Source organism: Streptomyces sp. NPDC005794 (assembly GCF_042871445.1).
Classification (GTDB): domain Bacteria; phylum Actinomycetota; class Actinomycetes; order Streptomycetales; family Streptomycetaceae; genus Streptomyces.
This window is the reverse complement of sequence record NZ_JBIAIN010000025.1, coordinates 1-15,769: the sequence shown is the minus strand read 5'-3', so window position 1 is coordinate 15,769 and position 15,769 is coordinate 1. Positions and strand designations below refer to the sequence as shown.

General features: G+C 68.7%; 10 protein-coding genes and 2 pseudogenes. 6 read left to right on the top strand and 6 right to left on the bottom strand.

Annotated elements, in window-relative coordinates:
• Positions 1 to 117: 117 nt before the first annotated feature.
• From ACFYQ5_RS31145 to rraA, 3 genes are all read right to left on the bottom strand, one after another.
• Complete coding sequence (locus tag ACFYQ5_RS31145; RefSeq protein WP_389202402.1) at positions 118 to 396, bottom strand: acyl carrier protein; 279 nt, start codon at positions 394 to 396, stop codon at positions 118 to 120.
• A 155-nt stretch (positions 397 to 551) separates the two neighbouring features.
• A complete protein-coding gene (locus tag ACFYQ5_RS31140; RefSeq protein WP_389202400.1) occupies positions 552 to 2,348 on the bottom strand; it encodes a fatty acyl-AMP ligase in 1,797 nt (598 codons plus the stop codon).
• 1,380 nt (positions 2,349 to 3,728) lie between these two features.
• Complete coding sequence (rraA, locus tag ACFYQ5_RS31135) at positions 3,729 to 4,211, bottom strand: ribonuclease E activity regulator RraA (protein WP_389202398.1); 483 nt, start codon at positions 4,209 to 4,211, stop codon at positions 3,729 to 3,731.
• Between the two features lie 160 nt (positions 4,212 to 4,371).
• Here rraA and ACFYQ5_RS31130 point away from each other — a divergent pair, with 160 nt between their 5' ends.
• The 5 genes from ACFYQ5_RS31130 to ACFYQ5_RS31110 all read left to right on the top strand — a co-directional run bounded on the left by ACFYQ5_RS31130 (position 4,372) and on the right by ACFYQ5_RS31110 (position 12,484).
• Positions 4,372 to 5,250 carry a GntR family transcriptional regulator gene (locus tag ACFYQ5_RS31130; protein WP_389202396.1) on the top strand — a complete coding sequence of 293 codons (879 nt, stop codon included), beginning with the start codon at positions 4,372 to 4,374 and terminating at the stop codon, positions 5,248 to 5,250.
• Between the two features lie 260 nt (positions 5,251 to 5,510).
• On the top strand, positions 5,511 to 8,150 hold the full coding sequence (gene acnA, locus ACFYQ5_RS31125) for an aconitate hydratase AcnA (RefSeq protein ID WP_389202394.1): 2,640 nt from the start codon (positions 5,511 to 5,513) through the stop codon (positions 8,148 to 8,150).
• Positions 8,151 to 8,355: 205 nt separating this feature from the next.
• The gene (locus tag ACFYQ5_RS31120) at positions 8,356 to 9,528 is read left to right on the top strand and encodes an ABC transporter substrate-binding protein (protein ID WP_389202392.1); all 1,173 of its coding nucleotides are present in this window, start codon (positions 8,356 to 8,358) and stop codon (positions 9,526 to 9,528) included.
• Positions 9,529 to 9,597: 69 nt separating this feature from the next.
• A complete protein-coding gene (locus tag ACFYQ5_RS31115) occupies positions 9,598 to 11,385 on the top strand; it encodes an ABC transporter permease (RefSeq protein ID WP_389202390.1) in 1,788 nt (595 codons plus the stop codon).
• Positions 11,378 to 12,484, top strand: coding sequence for an ABC transporter ATP-binding protein (locus ACFYQ5_RS31110; RefSeq protein WP_389202389.1), 1,107 nt, complete (start codon positions 11,378 to 11,380; stop codon positions 12,482 to 12,484). The genes ACFYQ5_RS31115 and ACFYQ5_RS31110 overlap by 8 nt, the downstream gene beginning before the upstream one ends.
• A 428-nt stretch (positions 12,485 to 12,912) precedes the next feature.
• Here the strand turns inward: ACFYQ5_RS31110 and ACFYQ5_RS31105 are convergent.
• From ACFYQ5_RS31105 to ACFYQ5_RS31095, 3 genes and pseudogenes are all read right to left on the bottom strand, one after another.
• Positions 12,913 to 13,370 (bottom strand): annotated as a pseudogene (locus tag ACFYQ5_RS31105) (transposase); the annotation flags it as partial.
• Between the two features lie 104 nt (positions 13,371 to 13,474).
• Complete coding sequence (locus ACFYQ5_RS31100) at positions 13,475 to 14,110, bottom strand: peroxiredoxin (RefSeq protein ID WP_389202387.1); 636 nt, start codon at positions 14,108 to 14,110, stop codon at positions 13,475 to 13,477.
• 367 nt (positions 14,111 to 14,477) lie between these two features.
• Positions 14,478 to 15,293, bottom strand: coding sequence for a 2-dehydropantoate 2-reductase N-terminal domain-containing protein (locus ACFYQ5_RS31095; protein WP_389202386.1), 816 nt, complete (start codon positions 15,291 to 15,293; stop codon positions 14,478 to 14,480).
• A 34-nt stretch (positions 15,294 to 15,327) separates the two neighbouring features.
• On the opposite strand from ACFYQ5_RS31095, the pseudogene ACFYQ5_RS31090 reads away from it, so the two are divergent.
• Positions 15,328 to 15,769: pseudogene (locus ACFYQ5_RS31090) on the top strand (IS5 family transposase); the annotation flags it as partial.

Here is a 15,769-nt window from a genome sequence, read left to right as displayed (position 1 = left end):
GCTTCTCCCGCTCTCGGACTGAAAGGGTGTCGGCACGCTCGGACGCGGCGGCGTCCGCTCGCACGAGTGTCTCGGCACGTGCGTGTGCGTGGTGTGGGGACGAGGGCCGGGCGGCCGTCAGCGCACGGTGTGCGCGGCCAGGCGGGAGGTGAGTCCGTCGATCGTCGGCTCCTGCCAGAGCAGTCCCAGGTCGCATTCGACGTCGAGGTGCTCCTCCACCACGCCGCACAGGGCGGTTCCGGTGACGGAGGTCATCCCGTAGTCGGTAAGAGGGACGTCCGTGGCGAGGGACGCCGGGGGGACGCCGAGGCAGTCGGCGCACTGCTCACGCAGCCACTGCCGCAGGGCGCCGGGGTCCGGCGGAGCAGGCGGGGAGGGGGGCGGGGACTGGGACATGCGGGTAGGACCTCTGTCTTCGGTGGGTGCATCGGCCGGTCTTCGAGGGCGTCCCGGTCGGCCTTCGTCCAGAGGGCCGACCGGTGCGCGGGGTTCGCGTTGCTACGATCGGGGAGCGGGCCCGCCGCTGGAAGCGGATCAGGACGGGCACAAGGTCATGTCGGGGGCGGGAAGGCGCCGCGGAGGCCGTCCGCCTCCCGGAACGCCGCCATCAGCCGGCGGGCGCCGGGGTCGGCGTAGACCTGGGCGAGTTCCCCGGTGCGGAAGAGCCGGGCGGTCAGGCGGCGTTGCACCTTGCCGCTGCTGGTGCGCGGAGTACGGCCGCGGCTCACCAGCACCACGCCGGCCGACGCGAGGCCGAACTCACGGGCGAGTGTCGCTCGTAAGGCGGTCACCAGCTCGGGGCCTTGGTCGGCCCGGACGGATGGGCCCACCTCGTGTGTGACCACCACGGCCTCGCCCTCCTCCGTGGGGAGTGAGAAGGCCGCGCCGACCGCCCCGAGTTCGGCGTGGCGGGCGCGCAGTTCGTGCTCGATGTCGTGCGGGTAGATGTTGCGGCCGTGCACGATGAGGAGTTCCTTGATCCGGCCGGTGACGTACAGCTCGCCCTCGTGCAGGGCACCGAGGTCACCGGTGCGCAGCCAGGGCCCGGAGCCGTCCGCGTCCATGACGAACGTCTCGGCGGTCGCCTCCGTTTTCTGCCAGTAGCCCCTGGCCGTGCTCGCGCCCTGCACACGGATCTCGCCCACCCCGTCGCCCGTGACGGGCTTTCCGGTCGCGGGGTCGACCACGCGGATCTCCAGAGCCGGGGGCCGGCCGCACGAGACGACCTCGCGGGACGGGCGCCCCGCAGCCGCCTCGACGAAGCGGTGGTTCTCCAGTTCCGCGACGTCCACCCGCCGGGTGCGCAACTCCCCCGCGGACAGGGACACCAGCAGGGTCGCCTCGGCCAGTCCGTAGCACGGGGTCATCGCGTTCGGGGGCAGCCCCGCCGGGGCGAACTCCTTGGTGAACGCGCGAAGCGTCTCGGCCCGGACGGGCTCGGAGCCGTTGGCCGCCCAGCGCCAGCGCGACAGGTCGAGCCGGTCCATCTCCTCGGGCTTCACCCGCCGCGCGCAGTAGCTGTAGGCGAAGTCGGGCGCCGCGGAGAAGACGAGGCCGAAGCGGTCGATCAGCGTCAGCCACAGGTACGGCCGGCGCAGGAAGGCGCTGCCGCTCATCAGCACGGCGGCGCCGCCGCTGAACAGTGCCGGGCTCAGCAGCCCGAACAGTCCCATGTCGTGGTACATCGGCAGCCAGCCGCCCAGCCGGGCGCCGGCTCCCAGGCCGAAGCCGGAGAGAAAGCTGCGGACGTTGTCGGCGAGCGCTCCGTGCGTGACGACGACCCCCTTGGGGCTGCCGGTGGAGCCGGAGGTGTATTGCAGCACCGCCACGGTGTCGGCCCGGATCTCCGGTTCCCGCCACGCGTCCGGGTCGGCGTCGTCGGGCAGTTCATCGACGGAGAACAGGGGCAGATCGCCCAGGCCGGTTCCGGCCGCCCACTGCCGGACTTCGGCCTCGGTGTCGGAGACGGTGAGGACGGCGCCCGCCTCGGCGTCCCGCGCGATGCCGACGACGCGTGCGGTCTCCAGGGAAGTCCCCGTGGGCAGGGGCGCGGGAACGGCGGCCATCCCCGCGTAGAGGCACCCGGCGTAGGCCGCCGCGAACTCCGCGGACTGCGGGAAGAGCAGCAGCACGCGCGAGCCCGCGCCGAGCCCCACCGCGCGGAGGAGGACGGCGATGCGGCGGGCCTTGTCGTCGAGCCAGGAGTAGCTCCGCAGCGCATCCTCGCCCTCGTGCTCCGGATGCCGGACGAAGCCGACGGCCTTGCGCTCGGGGTCGGCCTGCGCCGTCGCGGAGATCGCAGCCACCAGGTGGGCGCCGGCCAGCGGGTCTGCCGAAGGAGTGCTCACAGCAGCCGCCCTCGTCTCTCGCTGCCTCGGTGGGCACCCGCTCCGCCGGGGCGCGGCCTCCCGCCCACGGCCGGCTCGCACGGCGTCCTCCTGCATCTTCGGGCCGCCGGTCCAGCGGGGGCGCCACTGCGGACGCCTCGGGTCCAAAGAAGCTTTGACGCTGGTTTCCGGCACACCGATCGGACGGCTGTGCGGTGCGGATCTTCCTGGTCGTACACCCTCTGCTTACCTCCCCCGTAAAGCGGCGGATTTTACAGGTCGTGCGCACGCGCTGATCCCGATGGAAAACCATCCAGCCCGAGACATTCATGCAGGTAATCGGGCCGCTCTACACACACCATACAGGCCTGACCCTCTTTCGAGACAGGCTCGACTCTCTTTTGATCGAAGTCCTCGACAAAACGAATGGAAGAGCTATCCTGCCCAGCAAAACCGCCTACCAAATGCGCACGATTCAGCAACGGCGACACCGTAGACAACGGTAACCGCCGCTTTGTCCGCTTTCCAACTCTGCGACCGCCCCCAGGACCGACGCGCCGGGAAACCGTATACACAGCTTCGATCCCGCCACAAGAGCGCATCGGGGAGAGAGGCCCTCTTGACAGGAGCCCCCTTCACCGGCGATATAGCACGACAGTTCGACTGAGCGTCGAGGCATTCAGGCCACTGCGGAGCACGCTCCGCACGGAGCGGGAGAATCCGCCTCCATTCGCCGCCGCAGCTGAGGACCCGCACCCGGCGCATATTCGGCCGCGCGAAACCTTCTGAATTACTTCACCGGAATGAAATATTCAGTTCAACCCAGACCGGCGACAGAAAAGACATGCACTTTTCCATCCCGCCTCGCAGCGTGGTGAAGAGCGTGGATGGGGACTATCAGGAATTAGGTTCGCCTGCGTGGCCTACAGGTTTTTCGCTGGGCTGGTCGACCTACACTCGTCCGGGGGGTGAGGCGGCCACCTAAAAGGACGTCGAACTCGTCAGTGCTCTTCCAACGGTTATTCCAGCATTGGCGGCCGCACCCGGTGGGGTCGAGGGCGAGGGTGTAGAGGTAAAGGCGTTCGAGCGCGGCCGTTTCGTTGGGGAAGTGTCCGCGTGCCTGGGCGCCGCGCGCCGGCAGCGGGCGTTGAGGAACTCGATCGCGTTGGTGGTGAAGGACGACCTGCCGGATCGCGTCGGGCCGGCCGAGGAAGGGCACGAACTCACTCCAGGCCCGCTCCCAGGTCCCGGCGATCCGCGAGCACCCGCCCATGGAACCCGCGCACCCGCGCTGTCGGCCTCATACTCGATTTCCGGTCCGCTCCCCTGTCGCTCCGAGCGACCGGGAAGCCGCCCGCCCAGAGGCGGGCGGCCCCGGCGAGGCGAAACCCACAGAGCCGATCAGTCACCCGGCAGCAGAACCACGCCGTCTCCGTCGGCGTGCAGAATGTCGCCGGGGGCGAAGGTGACACCGCCGAACGACACGGGTACGTCCACCTGGCCCGCGCCCTCCTTGGCACTTTTACGCGGTGTCGTTCCCAGCGCCTGCACTCCGACCTGGACGCCGGAGAGCAGAGCGGTGTCCCGGACGGCCCCGTGCACGACGAGCCCCGCCCAGCCGTTGTCGCGGGCCCGGGCGGCCATCAGGTCCCCCACCAGTGTGGTCAGCAGGGCGGCTCCGCCGTCGACGACCACTACGCAGCCATCGCCCTGGGTGCGAAGCAACTCGTGCAGGAGTGCGTTGTCGTCGCGGCAGGACACGGTCCGTACGGGACCGGCGAAGGAGCGGGCTGCCCCGTACGAGGTGAACTGCACCTCGCACACGCGGAGTCGGTCGCCGAACCGGTCGGCGAGGTCGGCGGTGGGCACGGGAGTCGTATGCATCGAGAACCCTAGTTCGTCGCACTGCGCGTCATTGTATTATTGCAACTCTAGACACAATTATTGCTCGGCGTGAACCCTACGATGCCGACCAGAAGGGTCAGCGCACCCGAGCTTCTAGGATGAAGCGGTCCGCGTACCCACCCGAAGAGCGCAGAGGCTGATGTCACGGCCGAATCTGACCACCACCCTCGCCACCCGACTGGTCGACCTGCTGCGCCGCAGCGGATTCGAAGAGGGCGCCCATGTCACCGAGCAGTGGGTGGCGGACGAGCTGGACGTCTCACGCACGCCGGTCCGCAAGGCCATGATCTTCCTCGCCGAGGTCGGCATCCTCACCCGGGAGCCCAACCGCGGCTTCTTCCTCGCCCGCAGTGCGGCCGCCCTTTCCCGGACCGACCTGGACAAGGGCGCGGACGTGGAGCAGGACGCGTACTTCCGGATCGCCGACGACTACGTCGGGGGCCGGTTCTCCGGCCCGTTCACCGCGGCGGACGTCAGCCGCGCCTACCAGCTGGCACCGCGTCAGGCCGAGCGAGTGCTGGCCCGGATGGAGAGCGAGGACCTGGTGCGCCGCCGGACGGGCGGGCGCGGCTGGGAGTTCCAGCACGCGTTCTCCACCGTCGAGGCACACGCCCAGAGCTATCGCTTCCGCATGATCATCGAGCCCAACGCACTGCTTGAGCCCGACTTTGCAGTGGACGCGGGACTGTTCGCCCAGCACCGCGCACAGCAGGAGGCGCTGCTGCGCGGTGACATCCTGCTGTTGCCGCGAGCCGAGCTGTTCCAGGTCAACGCCTCATTTCACGAAATGCTGGTGGGCTGCTCGGGCAACCAGTTCCTCCTGGACGCCGTACGCAGGCAGAATCGGCTTCGCCGCCTCATCGAGTACCGCCTCCAGCTCGACCGCTCCCGCCTGGCCGGCCAGGCCCGCGAGCATCTGCGCCTGCTGGACCTGGTGGAGGGCGGCAGCGTCGAGGAGGCTTCGGTGTTCCTGCGTAACCACCTCGACAAGGTGCGCGTCATCAAGACCGGCAGCTGACTCCCGCTCCTCCTGCACCTGCGCAGCCTGAAGGCCGGCCGCCGGTGGTCCGGCGGCGTGACAGGGGCGCCCCCGACAGACGCGCCGCGAGCCCCGGGACACACCTGCGCCGTGCGCGACCTGCTGCCGTTCGGCACCGTGCGCAGATTTCCTCGGCACAACTGTTGTATCAACCAGCACCTTGAGACAATATGGGGCCGCCGACGAGGTCCTCGCCCTGACCGCGGCGTGGACGAATCCCCGGAACGACAGCAGGGATCATGAGCACAGACCACATTGACGTCCTGACCGTGGACGGCCACTCGTACCGCTACCGTCCGCTGGAACGGCTCTTGCCGCCCGCGCGGCTCGCCGCCCTTCCGTACGCGGTGCGGGTCCTGCTGGAGAACGTGGCCCGGCGTTCCCCTGCCGCGCTCGAGGACATGCTCACCCGCGTCCGGACGGGCGACGGCGACTGCGAGGTGCCCGTACACCCGAACCGGATCATGCTGCACGACACCACGTGCCTGCCGGCTCTGGCCGACTTCGCGGCCCTGCGGGACAGCGTCGCCGAACTCGGGGGTGACCCCGAGCTGTTGCAGCCCTCCGTGCCGGTGGACCTGACCGTCGACCACTCGGTCATCGTCGAGGCGTACGGGAGCCCGGACGCCGTCGAGCGCAATCTGCTGATCGACTTCCGCCGCAACGCGGAGCGCTACGCGTTCGTGAAATGGGCTGAGCGCAGCGTGCGGGGCTTCCGGGTCGTTCCTCCTGGGACCGGCATCATCCATCAGGTCAACATGGAGGCACTGGCCCGCGTCGTGTGGCGCGCGGACACGACCGACGGCGGGCTGCCCTGGCTGCACCCTGACGTACTCGTCGCGACCGACAGCCATACGCCGATGATCAACGCGCTGGGCGTCGTCGGCTGGGGCGTCGGCGGACTGGAGGGACAGGCCGCCATGCTGGGCGAGCCGGTCACCATCCCGTACCCGTCCGTGGTGGGTGTGCGCCTGACCGGCCGCCTGCGCCCCGGCGTCGGCGCCGCGGACCTCGCTCTCACCCTCACCGAGCTGCTCCGCGCCAAGGGTGTGGTGGACCGGTTCGTGGAGTTCTGCGGCCCGGGCTCCCTCACGCTCGGCTGGGCGGAGCGTGCCGCGGTCTCCAACATGGCGCCCGAATACGGCGCGACCTGTGTCTACTTCCCGTACGACGACGAGACCGCCGCCTATCTGCGGCTGACCGGCCGGGAGGAGGAACACGTCCGGCTCGTCGACACGTACCTCACCGCCCAGGGACTCAAGCGGACCGGTGACAGCGCCGAACCGCAGTACGACGACCTGATCCTTCTCGATCTGACCACGGTGGAGCCGAGCCTGGCCGGGCCGGACCTGCCCCACCAGCGCCTGCCACTCTCCCGCGTCCCGGACTCCTTCAGGCCGACCGCGGACCTGACGCCGGACGCGCCCAACGCCTTCGGAGAGCCGCTCCCCGCCGGCCCTGTCGCCATCGCCGCGATCACCAGTTGCACCCACACCGCCAATCCGTCGCTGATCATTCAGGCCGCGCTGCTCGCCGAGCGGGCGCTGAAGGCGGGGCTGGCCTCCAAGCCATGGGTGAAGACGTCCCTGTCCCCCGGTTCCCGGGTCGTCGAGGACTACCTGCGCGATTCCGGTCTCCTGTCCGCGCTGGAAGGGACCGGATTCCATATCGTCGGCTTCGGCTGCATGACATGCATCGGCAACTCCGGTCCGCTGCACGACGAATTGGAGCGACTCGCCGCCGACGGCGCGACCGACCCGGTGGCCGTCCTCTCCGGCAACCGCAACTTCGCCGGCCGGGTCAACCCGCGTATCGCCCAGTCCTACCTCGCCTCGCCGCCGCTGGTCGTCGCCTACGCGCTGGCCGGTTCGATCCTGCACGACTTCGACCGCGACCCCCTCGGCACCGATGCCGACGGCTCCCCCGTCTTCCTCAAGGACCTGTGGCCCACCGACGACGAGGTCGCCGCACGCGTGTCCGCATCGGTACGGCCCGAGATGTTCCGGGCCAACGCCGAACGGCTCCGCGAAGGCACCCCCGCCTGGCGCGCCGTGGAGGCTCCCGGCGGCATCCGCTTCCCCTGGGAGGCGGAGTCGACGTACATCCGACGTCCCCCGCACCTGACGAATCTGTCAGCCGCGGCACCGGAGCGGTTGCACATCGACCGGGCCAAGGTGCTGATGCTGCTCGGCGACGACATCACGACCGACCACATCTCACCGGCCGGCGCCATCCCCTCGCGGAGCGCCGCCGGGCAGTGGCTCGCCGAGCGGGGGGTCGCCCCGCGTGATCTCAACCAGTACTCCACGCGCCGCAGCAACCACGAGGTCATGCTGCGCGGGGCGTTCAGCAACGCCGCCGTCACCAACCTGCTGCTCGACGAGCCGGACAGCTACCGGGGCGGCCACGCCCACACGGCCGACCGCACTGCCGTACTGCCTGTGCACGAGGCCGCTCCGACCTACCGTTCGGCAGGCGACGACCTGGTGGTCGTCGCGGGCCGTAACTACGGTGCCGGGTCCAGCCGGGACTGGGCGGCCAAGGCGCAGGCCCTGCTCGGCGTGCGGGCCGTCATCGCCGAGTCCTACGAGCGCATCCACCGCAGCAACCTCATCGGAATGGGCGTACTGCCCCTCGAGTTCGAGCAGGGCGACGACGCGTCGGCCTACGCCTTCACCGGCGAGGAGGTACTCGGCTTCGAAGGACTCGACGACCTGCGGGTCGGTACCAACCCCATCGCCCTGCACATCGAGCGCCCCGACCGCCCGCGCATGACGGCCTGCCTCCGGTTGCGCCTCAACTCACAGCAGGAACTGGCCTATCTCCGGCACGGAGGAATCCTGCCGTACGTGGCCCGCCGTGCCGTCACAGCGTCGTAAGGCCAAGACACACACGTACCGGAGCGCGCCCCGATCGCTCTACCTGTCAGGCCCGGATATATGCCCTGGCCGGACCCCACCGCGATGCCACCATCACCCTGCCCACAGAACCGCCACCCCCCGCGCTCAGACCGGCGCCCACCGGCCCGCCGGTCTCTCGAAGCAGCTGACAGCGCCGTTGGTGCCCCCTACGAGAAGAGCCTCCATGTGTGCCACCCGATCCGGGCCCGCAGCCGCCCCGGCCCCCGAGATCCGGCCGTCCCGCCGCCGCATCCTCCACACCGCCGCAGCCGTCGGCGCCCTCGCCGCCACCGGCAGCACCCTCTCCGGGTGCACGGCGGACGAGGCGGAGGCCGCCGCCCCCCAAGCCCCTTCCTACTACCCCGCCGCCTACGACAAGATCGTCGACGCGTCGCGTCAGGAGCAGAAGCTCCTGATCTACTCCAACACCTCACAGACCAACTGGCAGCCGGCCTTCGACGCGTTCGCCCGGCGCTACCCGTGGCTCTCCGACATCCGCGCCACGAACCTCGGTGGCTCAGCGGTCTACGAGCGCTACTACAGCGAGGCCGCCGCCGGCACATCCCCCGCCGACCTGCTGGTGAACAACGGCGGCCCCCTCTGGGGCGACTACGCGACCCGCGGCCTCGCCGCCGACTACCGCTCCCCCGAGCAGGAACACCTGCCGGACTGGGCCGAACTGCTGCCGGGCGTATGGGCCATGTCGACCGACCCGGTCGTCGTCCTGTACAACCGCAAGACGCTCGCCGCGTCCCAGTACCCCGAGGGACTCCGCTCACTGGCCACCATCGTCGAGGCCAAGCCGTCCCGCTTCCGGGGCAAGATCGGCGTGTACGACCCGACCAACGCCTACGGCTACTCCAGCAACCAGGGCTACACCTCCCAGGTCCCCGACGGCTGGGACACCTTCCGGCGCGTCCTGCCGTTCACGCAGGCGGACCACTCGACGGGTTCACTCGTGGAGAAGGTCGTCTCCGGCGAGTACGACTTCTCCATCAACCTCAGCGGCGGCGTGGCCATCCCCGCGGCCGAGAACAGCGCCGGCCTCCTCGGCTGGAGCTACTGCACGGAGGGCACGCTCCTCATCCCTCGCGGGGTGTCCATCGTGAAGACCGCCCCGCACCCCAACGCCGCCCGCCTCTTCCTCGACTTCGTCCTCTCCGCCGAAGGCCAGGCCGCGGTCGCCGCCGGAGGCCTGGTCCCGTACCGGCCGGACGTGCGCCAGGACGACATGGACAGCCTGCAGGACATCGAACGCCGGCTCGGAGCCGACCGTGTCCACCGCTACCGCTACGTCCAGGTCCCGGAGCACACGCAGGAGAAGTACGTCGCGCGCTGGGAGAAGGCCAAGGGCTGACCTCCGTCCCGCCTTCACCACAGCCCCCGCAACTCCAGTCTCGCACCCGCCTGTTCGTACGGAGTCGTCATGGCCATCCAGACACCCCCGGCACCCGCCCCTGACCGCCGCGCCACCGGCGGCGGCACCCCGGGCCCGCCGCAGTACCGCCGTCTGTTCGGCGCCGGACGCGAAGTCACCATCCACTGGCTGACCCTTCTCGTCACCGCCGCGCTCGTCCTCGCACCCGTCGTACCGATCCTCTACCAGTCCATACGCAACGAGCCGCTGTACGCGGCGGGCGGCTCCCTCACGCTGTCGAACTACACCCGCCTCTTCACCGAGGCGGGCTTCGGCTCGATCATTCTCGACACCCTTTTCTTCGCCGCCCTCACGACGCTCTTCGCGCTCGCCATCGCCGTGCCCATGGCGGTGCTCCTGGAGCGCACCCGCTTCCCCGCCGCCCGAGTGGTGGGACAGCTGCTGCGCTGGCCGATCTACATCTCGCCGCTGGTCCTCGCCTTCGGCTGGATCGTGGTCTACGGACCCGCCGGATTCCTGACCACCGCTGTCCGTGAGGGCCTGGGCTGGGTGCCGTGGAACCTGTACTCGCTGCCCGGCATGGCGTTCGTGGAGGCAGTCGCCCAGGTACCGATCGCCTACCTCTTCTGCGCCAACGCCCTGGCGGCCTCCGACACGTCGCTGGAGAACGCGGCCCGCACGGTCGGCGCCGGGCCCTTCCGGATCCTGCGCTCCGTCGTCGTGCCGCTGCTGCGCCCGCCGATGCTCTACGCGGGACTGCTGATCTTCGGCACGGGGGTGGAGACCCTCTCCATCCCGCTGATCCTCGGTGAACCCGCCGGGATCACACTCTTCTCCAACTTCCTGTACGAGCAGGGCATCGACTCCATCAACCCGGACTACGGCCTGCTGGGCGCGGCATCCACCTTCGTGCTGCTCACCACCATCGGCCTGGTGGTCCTGCAGACGCGGTTGCTCCGCCACGCCCAGCGGTTCGTCTCCGTACGAGGTAAGGCCAACCGGTCCAACCTCCTGGACATCGGCGGCTGGAAGTGGCTCGGCTTCGCCTTCGTCGGCCTCTACGTCGTCTTCGGCGCGCTGCTGCCGATGATCGCCCTCGTCCTACGGGCGTTCACCTCGCTGCTGACACCGCTGGTGAACCCGTTCGACCTGCTCACCCTGGACAACTTCCGGCTGATCTTCGACTACGAGCCCTACACCGAGTCGATCACCAACAGCATCACCGTGGCATTCAACGGCGCGGTCGCCGTCACGCTGCTCGGTACGGTCGTGGTCCTGGTGTCACGCCGTTCCGACTTCCGCTTCGCACGGGTCCTGGAGACGACCGCGCAGTCGCCGCACGCGGTGCCGGGGCTGATCGTCGGTATCGGATTCTTCTGGGCGTTCGCCTGGATACCGGGCGGGGACGCGCTGAGTGGCACGCTGCTCGCGCTGATCATCGCGTTCGGCGTGCGCGCCCTGCCCTCGGCGTACGGAGCGATCTCCCCGGCCACGATGCAGCTCGGCGCCGAACTGGACAACGCCGCCCGCGTGGCCGGAGCGGACTGGTGGCGCACCGTGTCCCGGATCCTCATCCGCCTCCTGCTGCCCGCGATGCTCGCCTCGTTCCTGCTCATCTGGACCCAGATGATCCGCGAGTACGCGCCGGCCATGTTCCTGGCCGGCGCCGAATCGCAGGTCATCGGCACCACCGCCATCGACCTGTGGACCCAGGGCGAGACCGGCTCCGTCGCCGCGCTCGCCACCCTGCAGATCGCCGTCACCGCCCTCGTCGCCGGCCTGGCCGGATTCCTGATGCGGGACAAGAAGGACAAGAAGGAGAAGGCTCATGCCTGAGCTGGCCGTCGAGAACATCAAGAAGTCCTTCAACGGCACCACCGTTCTCGAAGGCATCGACTTCACCGTCGCCGACGGCGAGTTCTTCACACTGCTCGGCCCCTCCGGCTGCGGCAAGTCCACGACACTGTCATGCGTCGCCGGCCTCGATCACCCCGACTCCGGCACCATCCGAGTCGGCGACAGGGTCTTCTTCGACGGGAACCCGCGCACCACCGTGCCTCCCGAGGGCCGCAACCTGGGGCTGGTCTTCCAGTCGTACGCCCTGTGGCCGCACATGACCATCGCCGACAACCTCGCGATGCCGCTCAAGCTCCGCAGGACCTCCAAGCCCGAACAGCAACGCCTGATCGACGACGCCCTCGGCAAGGTCGACATGCTGCACCTGCGCGACCGCTACCCCCACCAGCTCTCCGGAGGACAGCAGCAGCGCGTCGCCCTGGCCCGAGGCATCGTCTACTCCCCCGGTGTGCTGCTCCTGGACGAGCCCCTGTCCAACCTCGACGCCAGGATGCGGGACCAGGCCCGCCTGTGGCTCAAGGACCTCCAGCGCGAGGTCGGCATCACGACGGTCTACGTCACCCACGACCAGGTGGAAGCGATGTCGCTGTCCGACCGGATCGCCGTGTTCATGCACGGACGGCTCCAGCAGGTCGGCACCCCGAGCGAGATCTACGAGACCCCGGCCACCCCGGAGGTCGCGGGTTTCATCGGCCGGTGCAATCTCCTTGAGGGTGTCATCGACGATGACACAGCTGCGGGCCACGGGACCGTGCGCGTGCAACTCGGCTCGACGGGGCAGAATTTGGCTGTCACCACCCACAACAAGGCGGCCGCCCCTGGAACGGCGGTTACCGTCGGCCTGCGCTCCGAACGCATCACCCTCACCAGCCACGCGGACGTCAGGCCCGAGGACACCACGGTCAACGTCCTGAAGGCCACGATCGAACAGTGCTCGTACACCGGAGCCCGCTTCGAGTACCAACTCGCAATCGGCGACCTACGGATCCACGCCGAGAGCGCCGAGCGCCACACCGGCCACGAGATCAACCTGCTGATCCGCCCCCAGGACTGCCTGCTGTACCCCGGAGTGGCCTGACGCATCGACGGGCGGGCGCACCCACACCGGGCACGCCCGCTCGGTCACTCCCCAGGTCATGTCTGTGACGACAGCTCGGATGCGGCCCGGCGTGCTGGTGCACGGCTGGAGCCGGCGATCTCTGATGCCACCGCGCTTCGGGGCCCGCACCGCGACTGCGGTCGGACCGCTTCGATCACGCTATCGGGCATGATCCGCGCCGGATCGCTACCGTCCTGGCGGTGATGCTCGCCGATGGGGCAAGGCCATCGCGGATCTGGCCGCACTGCAACATGAGGCAGGAGTGTTCGGCCCCGTCCCCTTGAAACCCGAAGGCCTCTGATCCGGTCCTCCGGCATCCGCCTTCTGCCCGGATGCCGGTCCACGCCTATGGCACCGAACAGTCGGACTCGGCTGCCTGGCGGGCAGCACGGTCACCCGGAGGCGACTGGGAAGTCGCAGAACGCCAGCAGCTGGTCCTGGTCGTCGGTGAACTTCTTGACGACCTTGGAGAACTTCGCGCCGTAGAACGTGGCGAACCTCTTGATCGCCTGTGCCGCATGGTCGCGGTCTTCGGCGTTGTAGATGTCCTGGACGGCCTTCTTCGCGCCGGGCTGCGCGGACTTCGGCATGGCATCCAGGCCTTCCAGAAGCCCAGGGCGCCGTCGCCGACCGCGAGGACCGGGGCGCGCATGCCGCGGCGGGCGCAGTCGCCCATCAGGTCGGCCCATGACTCGGCGGACTCGCGGTAGCCGTCCTTGAGGGCGACCAGTTCCTTGGAGCGGTCGGCGCGCACGCCGATGAGCACCAGGACGCAGGCTTTGGCCTCCTCCAGGCGGACGTTGAGGTGGATGCCGTCGGCCCACACGTACGCGTAGTCGACCTCGGACAGATCGCGGTCCATGAAGACTGACCATGTAGGACACGGTCTTACTGCACCAGTTCGATGGGGGGGATGGTCCGGGGATACCGGGGCAGGCCGATGCCTCGGGGAACGGCTGGCGACCTGTCTCACGCCCGGGTTGGCTGAGGGGTGTAACGCAGGTAGGGCTTCACGGAACGGTAGCCGGGGAAGCGTTCGGCGGCATCGGCGTCGCTGACTGCCGGCGTGATGATGACGTCCTCTCCGTTCTGCCAGTCCGCAGGTGTGGCGACCTGGTGCTCGGCTGTCAGGCGCAGCGAGTCGATTACGCGGAGGATCTCCGCGAAGTTGCGTCCAGTGCTGGCCGGGTACGTGAGAGTGAGTTTGATTCGCTTGTCGGCCCCGATCACGAACACCGAGCGGACCGTCGCCGTGTCGGAGGCGAGGGGATGGATCATCCCGTACAGCTCGGAGACCTTCCGGTCCTCGTCCGCGATCATGGGGAAGTTGACGGCATGCCCCTGCGTTTCGGCGATGTCGTCGGCCCATGCCTGATGGTCCTCCGCGCCGTCGACCGATACAGCCGCCACCTTTGTGTCGCGCCGGGCGAACTCGTCGCTGAGGGAAGCGACGGTGCCGAGTTCGGTCGTGCACACCGGAGTGAAGTCTGCGGGATGAGAGAAGAGAACACCCCAACTGTCTCCCAGCCACTCATAGAAGTTGATCTCCCCGTCGGCCGTCGCGGCCGTGAAGTCGGGAGCTATGTCGCCAAGCTGCAGTGTCACTGATATCCCTCTCCAGGAACGAAACCCCTACTGATATAACCGTACGCGGTACAGCTATATCGGGCAAGGGTGTGCCTCAGGTTCGTCATCCTGAGAATCCGCGCCACCAACGACGCGGCTTCACCGGGCCGATCGCGCCCTCGGCCTGTCTTGTTCCGGCGTAGGGAGCGCGAGCCTGCCGTCTCTTCAACTCGGCGCACGGGAACCAGGAGTCAGCTGCGCCGCTCCCACCCACCTGAGCAGCGATGACCCCGCTCCGGGGCCAAGGGGCGGGGCCTCGAGTGCGCGCGCATCGTCAAAGGGCCGCCCTGCGGCCGCTGTACGGGCGGTTCCCATGAAGACGGCCGTTCACGGCAGGGAGCGCCGGTTACGGAGTCGATGAGGCGACTCTGCGGTTGTGCAGCCTCAAGCGCAGAGTCGCCAGATCGATGAGCGGCGTGGGGATTCCCAGACGGGTCTCAGTGGAGGACAACGAGGCGAGTACGTTCTCGACTTCAGTCGGGCGATTGCCGATCATGTCCCGGTACAGGGACGGCGCGAAGGGGGAACCCGCCATTGTCACCGTTGAACGTAGCGCGTCGCATTCGGCGGCGGACAGTGGATGGCCGGCCGCCGCCGAGATCGCTGAGGTTTCCATCAGAACGGATGTAGCGAATGTGCTGCCACCCGGCACCGAGGCCACGTCGCCGATCGTTCCCGTCGCAGTGCAGCAGATGGCAGCGACCGTGCTGATGAACACCCACTTGTGCCACATAGCCGTGCGTATACGGCTGGAAAGGCTGAATTCGTATCCGTCGACGTCCAATGTGTCAGCTGTCCGGCGTGCGCGGTCGGAGAGTTCCCCCGTGAGCTCTCCAATCTCCATGCTGGCAGCCGAGCCTGAGACTTCTACCGTCCCGTCTGCGGCCAACTGTGCGACCACCTTGACGACTCCGCCGAGAAGATGCCCGGGAAAACGCTTCTCGATCACCTCAATGTGGTCAATACCGTTAAGGAAAGGCACAATCACGCTTCCCTCACCGATGGCCGGAGCCAGGTCCTCGAGCGCGGCATGCAGAGCATCCGCCTTGACCGATAGCAGAACAACGCCGTAAGCAGCGTCGACCGCTTCCGGTGAAACCAATTTCGGTGTCACTACCGTGGTGCCGTGAGGTGCGGACAGGCGCAGGCCCTTAGACGCCATTTCACTTGGTGTGATCTTGCGGCAGTCTGGGGTGATGACTGCTGCGCTTGTCGAGCGGATGGCACCTGAAGATCTGTGGACTCTTTTCCAGCGGGTGGTGCCGCCGGCGCCGGTCCGTCCGCAGGGTGGAGGGCATCGGCGACGAGGGGACCGCGAGGTGCTGGCCGCCATCGTCTTCGTGGCCACCTCGGGCTGCACCTGGAACCAACTGCCACCAGGATTTGGCCTGTCGGGTGTCACCGTCTTCCGGCGGTTCACCGAGTGGACCGAGGCCCGGGTGTGGGCCAAGCTCCACCGCCTGGTTCTGGACGAACTCGGCGCCCGGGGCGAGCTGGACTGGTCGCGGTGCGCGATCGACTCGGTAAGCGTCCGGGCCCTCAGGGGGGGCAGCTGACGGGACCGAATCCGACCGACCGCGGCAAAAAGGGATCGAAAATCCACCTCATCGTCGACCGCCAGGGCCTGCCCCTGTCGAT